The 8,697-nt window shown below is 74.1% G+C and carries 7 protein-coding genes; 5 read left to right on the top strand and 2 right to left on the bottom strand.

Features of this window, described 5'->3' with window-relative positions:
• Positions 1–74: 74 nt before the first annotated feature.
• Positions 75–746: a hypothetical protein gene (locus tag EDJALFJO_RS15185; RefSeq protein ID WP_088286659.1), complete on the top strand. Its 672-nt coding sequence runs from the start codon at positions 75–77 to the stop codon at positions 744–746.
• Positions 747–883: 137 nt separating this feature from the next.
• Here EDJALFJO_RS15185 and EDJALFJO_RS15180 read toward each other — a convergent pair whose 3' ends face one another.
• Positions 884–2,080 (bottom strand): cupredoxin domain-containing protein, encoded by a 1,197-nt coding sequence (locus EDJALFJO_RS15180; RefSeq protein WP_158220445.1) that lies wholly within the window; start codon positions 2,078–2,080, stop codon positions 884–886.
• Positions 2,081–2,084: 4 nt separating this feature from the next.
• Here EDJALFJO_RS15180 and EDJALFJO_RS15175 point away from each other — a divergent pair, with 4 nt between their 5' ends.
• Together EDJALFJO_RS15175 and EDJALFJO_RS15170 are read left to right on the top strand one after the other, a co-directional pair.
• Entirely contained in the window at positions 2,085–3,074 is a 990-nt protein-coding gene (locus EDJALFJO_RS15175) for a carbohydrate ABC transporter permease (RefSeq protein ID WP_088286678.1), read from the top strand.
• Positions 3,071–3,904, top strand: coding sequence for a carbohydrate ABC transporter permease (locus EDJALFJO_RS15170; protein WP_088286655.1), 834 nt, complete (start codon positions 3,071–3,073; stop codon positions 3,902–3,904). The genes EDJALFJO_RS15175 and EDJALFJO_RS15170 overlap by 4 nt, the downstream gene beginning before the upstream one ends.
• Before the next feature lie 40 nt (positions 3,905–3,944).
• Here the strand turns inward: EDJALFJO_RS15170 and EDJALFJO_RS15165 are convergent, their stop codons facing one another.
• Positions 3,945–5,135, bottom strand: a complete 1,191-nt coding sequence (locus EDJALFJO_RS15165; protein ID WP_198950325.1) for an ROK family transcriptional regulator — start codon at positions 5,133–5,135, stop codon at positions 3,945–3,947.
• A 90-nt stretch (positions 5,136–5,225) separates the two neighbouring features.
• Between EDJALFJO_RS15165 and EDJALFJO_RS15160 the strand changes: the two genes are divergently transcribed.
• Both EDJALFJO_RS15160 and EDJALFJO_RS15155 read left to right on the top strand, forming a co-directional pair.
• The gene (locus EDJALFJO_RS15160; RefSeq protein ID WP_088286653.1) at positions 5,226–7,742 is read left to right on the top strand and encodes a glycoside hydrolase family 2 protein; all 2,517 of its coding nucleotides are present in this window, start codon (positions 5,226–5,228) and stop codon (positions 7,740–7,742) included.
• Positions 7,739–8,638, top strand: a complete 900-nt coding sequence (locus EDJALFJO_RS15155; RefSeq protein ID WP_088286651.1) for a LacI family DNA-binding transcriptional regulator — start codon at positions 7,739–7,741, stop codon at positions 8,636–8,638. Before EDJALFJO_RS15160 ends, EDJALFJO_RS15155 begins: the two co-directional genes overlap by 4 nt.
• Positions 8,639–8,697 lie beyond the last annotated feature (59 nt).

Below are 8,697 nucleotides of genomic sequence, written 5' to 3'. Positions count from 1 at the left end.
GGTCCCTACGTGGCGCACTGCCACAACCTCGCGCACGAGGACCACGCGATGATGTTCGGCTGGGAGATCACCTGATGTCGCTCGACGTCGTCCCCGGCCCCGCGACCAGCGAGGCCGGGGACGAGGTCGCCGCGGCCGCCCCCGCCGCCCGGCGGGCGCCCGTGCCGTGGGGCACCGTCGTGGCGCTGGCCGTGCTCGTCTCGCTCGCCGACGTCTTCGTCGTCGTGTCCCTCCAGGGCGCCGTCGGCTCCATCGAACGGGCACAGGGGCCCTTCGCCCTGTGGCTCGAGATGTCCGCCCTCGTCGCGCCCGTCCAGGTCGGTGCGGTGCTGCTCGCGCTGCGGGTGGCACGCCGCCGCGTCGGCCCGTCGCTGCGGACCTGGCGCACCCTCGCGGTGGCCGGTGCGCTGCTCGTGGCGGCGACGAGCGTCGTCGGGGTCGGGGCGCTGGCCCTCAACGCGGCCCGGGACTACCAGTTCCAGGCCGCCGAGGCCGAGAAGACGGCGTCGCTGCACGCGCACGGTCCCGGGATCACGGCCGGTGTCCCGGCCGCCGGCCGCAACGACGCGACGTGCACCGGTGCCTGCCACGCCAAGCGGGCCACGCGCCAGGCGCACGTCCGCGGCATCGTGCGCGCCGCACCGGCTGTCGTCCTGGCCAACGTCGTCGTCGTCGGCTGGGTCGTCGCCATGGCCGGCGGCAGCCTCGACGCCGCACCCCGGCGGCGCCGCCCGGCGACCACCTGACAGCGCTGCCCGTCGTCCCCGCGACGGGCGGCACGAGCGCCCGCGCCGGTCACCCAGCCGGCACACGCCCCCAGCGGGTGCGCCCATGACGAAGGCCCCGTCCGTGCCCGGACGGGGCCTTCGTCGTCGGTGCACCGTCAGACGGACTCGAGGGTGCCGGCGTCCTGGTCGGCGTCCTGGTCGGCGTCCTGGTCGGCGTCCCGGTCGGCGTCCGCGCCGAGCAGCCGACCGTCGGGGCCGGCGTCCTCGCCGTCCGCGCCGTCCTCGGCGGGGTCGTACCGGCCCCGCAGCACCCGGCCGCCGGCGAGCAGCCCCAGCAGCCCGAGGACGGCGACCGCCCCGGTGGTGCGCAGCGGCAGACCTGCCAGCGGACCGGACGCCGACGTCGACGAGACCGGCGCCGCCCGGACGACGAGGGCGCCGAACATGCCCTCGTGCGCGGGGTCGGCGTACCGCACGGTGCCGGTGCGGTCGAGGGTCAGGCTGAAGCGCTTGCCGGGAGCGAGGGTCCGGTCGAACGAGCCGTCGGCGGCCTTGACCCGGTGCGGCGTCGCGCCGACGTTCACCCAGACGACGGTGTCGCCCGCGCGGACGTCGAGCAGCGCGGGGCTGAACGCGTCGTCCTTGGCCTGCACCTCGTACGTCGTGCTGGTGCCGTGCCGGTGCACGGCCGGTGCCGCCGGCCCGGCCGCGGAGTCGTCAGCACCCGCCGCGGGCAGCTTCACGCTCTTCAGGGCCGCCTTGACCATGAGCATGCCGTCCATCCCCGGGTGGAACGTGCACACGTAGTCGACGGTGCCCTCCTTGCGGAGCACGTAGTTGAACCGTTGCCCCGGCTGGAGGGTCTTGTCGAACGAGCCGTCCTTGGCCGTCACGGTGTGCGGGATGGTGCCGGTGTTGACCCAGCTGACGGTGTCGCCGACACGGGCGTCGAGCATCTTCGGCGTGAACGTCATCTCGGTGGCCTTGATCTCGTACGTCTTCGTCCCGTCGGTCTTGGCGGCGGGCGGCGGCGCGGCCGCGGCCGGCTTGGCGGCCGCGCCGTTGCCGGAGACCGTGCCGCCGGACCCGGCGGGCGGCAGGGTCACCCCGGCCGGGGCCGGGCCGACGACGAGCGTGCCCTTCATCCCCGGGTGGTAGGTGCAGACGTACGGGATCGTGCCCTCCTTGCGCAGGACGAGCCGGAACGTCGCCCCGGGCATGAGCTGCTGGTCGAAGGACTTGTCGGCCGCCGTCACGGTGTGCGGCATCTGACCGGCGTTGGTCCACACGATCGTGTCGCCGACGTGGGCGCTCACGCTCGTCGGGGAGAAGACGCTGTCCTTGAGGGTCACCTTGATGGTCTTGGACTGCGCGCCGCCGCCCGCGCCGGCCCCGGAGCCGGCACCTGCACCGGCCCCCGCACCGGCCCCGGCCACCCGGGCACCGCGCCCGGGTGGCCGGGGGCCGCTCGTCCCGGCACGGCTGCTGCGCCGGGGCACCCCGTACCTGTTCCTGCTCGTCCCGCTCGTCCTGCTCGTCGGGCTGACCTACCTGCCCGTCGCGAACATGGTCTGGTACTCGTTCACCGACTGGGACGGCCTCGACAAGACCAAGACGTACGTCGGCCTGGACAACTACGTCGACGTCTTCACCCAGCCCCGCAACGTCCAGGTCTTCAAGGTCAGCCTCTACTACTTCGTCGCATCGTTCGCGCAGATGGGGCTGGCCCTCTACTTCGCGACGGTGCTGTCGTCCAGGCTCCGGTTCCGCAGCATGTGGAAGGGGATCCTGTTCTTCCCCTACCTCATCAACGGGGTCGCGATCGGCCTGATCTTCCTGAACTTCCTGCGGCCGGACGGCGGTCTCGACACGACGCTGCGGGCCGTCGGGCTGCAGAGCCTCATCCACCAATGGACCGGCGACCCGGCGATCGTCAACTACACGCTGGCGTCGGTCTCCGTGTGGCGCTACCTCGGGCTGAACTTCGTCATGTTCCTCGGGGCCATCCAGTCGGTCCCGGCGGACATCTACGAGGCGGCCGAGATCGACGGTGCCGGCCGGTGGGCCCAGTTCCGCTGGATCATCCTGCCGTCGATCCGGCCGATCGTGTCGCTGTCGTTCATCCTCGCGATCTCCGGCTCGCTGTCGGTATTCGAGATCCCGTTCATCATGACCAACGGCGGCAACGGCTCCGAGACGTTCGTCATCCGCGCGGTGAAGCTCGCGTTCAACCTCGAGAAGGTCGGGCTCGCGTCGGCGATGGCCGTCGTGCTGCTCCTCGTCGTGCTGCTCGTGAGCTGGGTCCAGCGCCGGCTCGTCCCCGACGAAGGGGTGGACATCGCATGACCCGGGTCCGTACCGGCAGCGTCCTCGCGCGCGGCGGCGTGTACGCGAGCCTCGTGCTCGCGACGGTCGTCGTCGTCCTGCCCATCGCGATCGTCGTCCTCGGCGCGTTCAAGACCGACCAGGAGTACCTGACGAGCAAGCCGCTCGACCCGCCGGCCGACTGGTCGAACGTCTCGAACTTCGTGACGGCCTTCCGGGACGGCGCAATGGTCTCGGGCTTCCTCAACACCGCGGTCGTGCTCGCCCTCGCGGTGACCGGGACGGTGCTCATCGGCGCCGGGGCGGCCTACGCGATCGACCGGTTCCGCTTCGCCGGGCGCAGCGCCGTCCTCGTGGCGTTCCTCGTCGCGACCCTCGTGCCGGGCGTCACGACCCAGGTCGCGACGTTCCAGATCATCAACGGTCTGGGGCTCTACAACACGATCTGGGCCGGCGTCCTGCTGTTCGCCGGCACCGACATCGTGTCGATCTACATCTTCTGGCAGTTCATGCGGTCGATCCCGCGTGCCCTCGACGAGGCCGCGACCCTGGACGGCGCCGGGCACGTGCGGATCTTCTTCCGCATCATCCTGCCGAACCTCAAGCCGGCGATCGCGACGGTGGTCATCATCAAGGGGATCGCCATCTACAACGAGTTCTACATCCCCTACCTCTACATGCCCGACCACAAGACGATCGCGACGTCCCTGTTCGCCTTCAAGGGCCCCTTCGGGTCGCAGTGGGAGGTGATCTGCGCCGGCATCGTCATCATCCTCGTGCCGACGCTCGTCGCGTTCCTCGCCCTGCAGCGCTGGATCTACAACGGGTTCACGTCGGGCGCGACGAAGTGACCGGACAGGACGACCCGGCCGCCGGCGCGGCCGCGCGCTGCTACGCGGGGTCGCCGCCGCGCGGGGCCAGCTCGGCCTGGAGCACGAGCGCCGCGGCGCCGAGGGCCGCGGACTCCGGCCCGTGCGTCGACAGCCGCACCTCGATCGGTCCGCTGCCGCGGGCGAACCGGGTCCGCGTGACGACCTCGGTGACGACGGGCAGGTACAGCGGGCCGGCGACGGCGAACGCCGGCCCGGTGAGGACGAGCAGGTCCGGGTCGACGACGTTGACGAGGGTGTGCGCGGCGACCGCGACGAACCGGGCCGACCGCTCGACGACCTCGAGCGCGGCCGGCTCGCCCGCGAGCGCCCGCCGCGCCAGCGCGCCGAAGGCGGCCAGCGTCGGCCGGTCCTGCGGGCCGAGGTCGACGCCCGCGGCGCGGGCCCGTTCGACCGTGACCGCGGTGCCGCCGAGCATCTCGACGCAGCCGCGGTTGCCGCACCAGCAGGGCGGTCCGTCGACGTCGACCGTCACGTGCCCGATCTCGCCGGCGTTGCTCGTCGCGCCCCGGTACACCTGGCCGCCGGACAGCAGCCCGGCACCGATGCCCTGCCCCATGAAGAGGGCGGCGATGGTCGTCGTCGCGGTGATCCCGTCCGCCCAGTACAGGCCGACCGCCGTCGCGGTCGCGTCGTTGTCGAGCAGCACCGGTAGGCCGGTGCGGTCCTCGAGACGGGCCCGCAGCGGGAAGTCGACCCAGGCGGTCATCGCCGGCGGGGCGAGCGCGATGCCGGACGCCGCGAGCTGCGGCCCCGGTGCGACGACCCCGAGCCCGATGAGCCGGTCGCGGGGGACGCCGGCCCGCTCGAGGCTGCCCTCGACCTCCGTGCCGATGACGTCGACAGCCTCCTCGGGATCGGTGAGTGCCGGCCGCCGCCAACGGGAGACCGTCGCGCCGCCCAGGTCGGCGAGCACGAACGTCGTCGCGTCCGCGCCGAGCTGCACGCCGAGCGCGTACCGCGCGGTCGGCTCGATCCGCAGCAGCGTGCGCGGCTTGCCGCCCGTGGACGCGCCGCGGCCGACCTCGACGACGAACCCGTCCTCGAGGAGCCGCCGGACGACGTTCGACACCGTCGCCTGGGTGAGCCCGGTCGCGTGCGCGAGCTCGACGCGGCTGATCATCCGCGACGCACGGATGATGTCGAGGATCATCGTGCGGCTCTGCGTCGGGTGCGTCGCCACGGAAGCCACGTCGACACAGTACAAGCGGGCCCGTCGCGCACCTCGTGCGACCGGCCCCGCGAGATCCTTTCCTGCAACCGGTTCGACGAGGAGCGCACGATGAGCACGCTGCACGACGGGTGGACGGTCCGGGTCGCCGGCGGGGGCGACGTCCCGCCGGAGATCGCCGGCCGGACCGTGCCCGCGGCCGTCCCCGGGTGCGTGCACACCGACCTCATGGCGGCCGGTCTCATCGGCGACCCGTACCTGGACGCCGCCGAGCAGGACCTGGCCTGGATGCACCGCGTCGACTGGCGCTTCGCCCGCCCGCTGCGGCTGGAGCCGGCGGCGCCGGACGAGCGGGTCGACCTCGTCCTCGCGGGCGTCGACACGGTCGCGACCGTCCGGCTCGGCGACGCCGTGCTCGGCCGGACCGCCAACATGCACCGCGGCTACCGGTTCGACGTCCGGGCCCTGGCGGACGGGCAGGAGCGCGAGCTCGTCGTCGACGTCGCCTCGGCGACGACGTACGCCGAGGGGGAGCGGGACCGGCTCGGAGCCCGGCCCAACGCCTACCCGACGCCCTTCAACTACGTGCGCAAGATGGCCTGCTCGTTCGGCTGGGACTGGGGCCCCGACCTGCGGACCGCGGGGCTCTGGAAGCCCGTCACCCTGCACCGCTGGCGGGTCGCGCGGCTCGCCGAGGTGCGCCCGCTCGTCGGGGTCGAGCCGGACGGCACCGGGGTCGTCGAGCTGCTCGTCGAGGTCGAGCGCAGCGGGCTGGCGGCGGCGGGTGCGCTGGAGCTGCGGGCCGAGGTCGCCGGCGTCGTCGCGCGCGCCGTCGTCCCGGCAGGCGCCGACCGGGCCGCGCTCGTCGTCCGGGTGCCCGACGCACCGCTGTGGTGGCCGGCCGGGTACGGCGACCAGCCGCTCTCCGACGTCGTGGTGACCCTGCTGGACGGCGACGTGCTCGATCGCTGGACGTCCCGCGTCGGCTTCCGCACCGTCGAGCTGCGGACGGACGACGACGAGCACGGCACCGCGTTCGTGCTCGTCGTCAACGGGCGCCCCGTGTTCGTCAAGGGCGCGAACTGGATCCCGGACGACCACTTCGTCAGCCGGATCACCCGGGAACGGCTCGCGGCCCGGTTCGACCAGGCGCTCGGTGCGAACCTCAACCTGCTGCGGGTCTGGGGCGGGGGCATCTACGAGTCCGACGACTTCTACGACCTCGCCGACGAGCGCGGCCTCCTCGTCTGGCAGGACTTCCTCCTGGCCTGCGCGGCGTACCCGGAGGAGGAGCCGCTCGCCGGCGAGCTCGCGGCCGAGGCACGGGAGAACGTCGTCCGGCTCATGCCGCACCCCTCGCTCGTCGTGTGGAACGGCGGCAACGAGAACGTGTGGGGCCACGAGGACTGGGGCTGGAAGGCCGAGCTGGGCGGGCTGACCTGGGGCGGCGGCTACGCGCACGAGCTGCTCCGGGACGTCGTCGCGCAGACCGACCCGACGCGGCCGTACTGCGACAACTCGCCGTACTCGCCGCGACGCGCGCCGGACGAGGTGCACCCGAACGACCCCGACCACGGCAGCCACCACCAGTGGGAGGTCTGGAACCGGGTCGACTGGACCGAGTACCGCAGCGAGGTGCCGAGGTTCTGCTCCGAGTTCGGGTTCCAGGGGCCGCCGACCTGGCGCACGCTGTCCGAGTCCGTGCACGCGGCGGACGGCGGCCCGATCGAGGACGCCCCGGACCCGAAGAACGACCCGGTGTGGCTCGTCCACCAGAAGGCGGAGGACGGCAACGGCAAGCTCGACCGGGGGATGGCCCCGCACGTCGGGGTGCCGCAGCGGTTCGTCGACTGGCACTGGGCGGCGCAGCTCGTCCAGGCCCGCGCCGTCCGGTACGCCCTCGAGCACTACCGGTCGTGGTGGCCGCGGACCGCGGGCGCGATCGTGTGGCAGCTCAACGACTGCTGGCCGGTGACGAGCTGGGCCGCGGTGGACGGTGCCGGCCGCCCCAAGCCGCTGTGGTCCGCGCTCCGCAAGGCCTTCGCCCCGCGGCTGCTCACGGTCGTCGAGCGGGACGGCGCGACGTGCGTCGCGGCGGTGAACGACACCGACGAACCCTGGGTCGGCGACCTGCGCGTGCGCCGCGAGACCCTCGGCGGCCGGCTCGTCGCGGAGGAGTCCGTCGCGGTCGCCGTCGACCCCCGGCAGGTGCACGTGCACGTCGTCCGCGCGGCCGTGGCCGGCTGGGACGACCCGGTGACGGAGGTGCTCGTCGCGACGATGGGGGACGACGTCGCCGTGCACCCGGGCGCGGAGGACGTCCGGCTCGCGCTCGACCCGGACCCGGCCGAGTACGCCGTCGAGCGGACGGCGACCGGTTACCGTCTGCGTGTGCAGGCCCGCAGCCTCGTCCGTGACCTCGTGGTCCACGCCGACCGGATCGACCCGGACGCCGTCGTGTCCGACGCGCTCGTCACGCTGCCCGCCGGGGCGACCGCCACCCTCGAGGTCACGTGCCGCGAGCTGGACGACCCCGCGGTGCTCCTCGCCGCGCCCGTGCTGCGGACGGCGAACGACCTGCAGGCGGCCCGCGTCGGCGACGTGGCCGCCGCGGCGGCCGGCACGTGACGGGGGCGGCGGTCGGTCTCGTCCTGGCCCGGCCGGCGCGCCTGCTCGGCGAGGAGGCATTCTTCAGCGAGCTCGTCGCGGGCATGGAGGAGGCGCTGTCGCCGCACGGGCTGTCGGTGCTGCTCCACATGGTCCCCGACCACGAGGCCGAGCAGGCCACGTGGCGACGCTGGGACGCCGACCGCCTCCTCGACGCGCTCGTCGTCGTCGACCTGCTCGTCGACGACTCCCGGCTGCGCACGCTGGCCGACCTGCGGCTGCCGGCCGTCGTCCTCGGCGGGCCGCCCGACGGCCTGCCGGTGTCCAGCGTCTACGTCGACGACGACGCCGCCGCCCGGGCCGTCGTCGAGGGCCTGGCCGACCTCGGGCACCGGCACCTCGGCCGGGTCAGCGGCCCGCGGCGGCTGTGGCACACGGCCCGCCGCGACGAGGCGTTCGCCGACGAGTGCGCGCGCCGCGGCATGACGATCCGCACGCTCGAGGGGGACTACACCGAGGAGGCCGGCACCCGGCTGACCGGGGAGCTGCTCGAGACCGGGCTGCCGCTCACCGCGCTCGTCTTCGACAACGACGCGATGGCCGCGGCCGGGCTGGCGCGGGCCGCTGCCGCCGGGCTGCGCGTGCCCCAGGAGCTGTCCGTCGTCGCGTGGGACGACTCGACGCTGTGCCGCCTGACGAGCCCGGCGCTGTCCGTCATCGCCGTCGACGTGCACGCGATGGGGGAGCAGGTCGCGGGCGTCGTCCTCGACGCGGTCGCCGGCGGGCCCCGCCGCTGCCACCGGGCCGCGCCGCACCGGCTCCTCCTGCGCCGGTCCACCGCATCCGCGCCCGCCGGGCCGCCGTCGGCCGGTCGCCCACGGTCCGCTGTCCGGGTCCCCGGGACCCGCCGGCCCTAGCGGCCGGCCGTTTCGCTATCCGGCTACGGGCTTCGTTGTCCGGCCGGGACGGCCCCGAC

This window comes from Kineosporia sp. A_224, from assembly GCF_002198655.1.
Classification (GTDB): domain Bacteria; phylum Actinomycetota; class Actinomycetes; order Actinomycetales; family Kineosporiaceae; genus R-H-3.
This window is presented reverse-complemented; position numbering and strand designations above follow the sequence as displayed.

Bases quoted from the DNA above. Each gene is read 5' to 3' on its own strand.
- EDJALFJO_RS15170 (WP_088286655.1), top strand. From the start codon at position 3,071: ATGACCCGGGTCCGTACCGGCAGCGTCCTCGCGCGCGGCGGCGTGTAC.
- EDJALFJO_RS15175 (WP_088286678.1), top strand. From the start codon at position 2,085: ATGGTCTTGGACTGCGCGCCGCCGCCCGCGCCGGCCCCGGAGCCGGCA.
- EDJALFJO_RS15185 (WP_088286659.1), top strand. From the start codon at position 75: ATGTCGCTCGACGTCGTCCCCGGCCCCGCGACCAGCGAGGCCGGGGAC.
- EDJALFJO_RS15160 (WP_088286653.1), top strand. From the start codon at position 5,226: ATGAGCACGCTGCACGACGGGTGGACGGTCCGGGTCGCCGGCGGGGGC.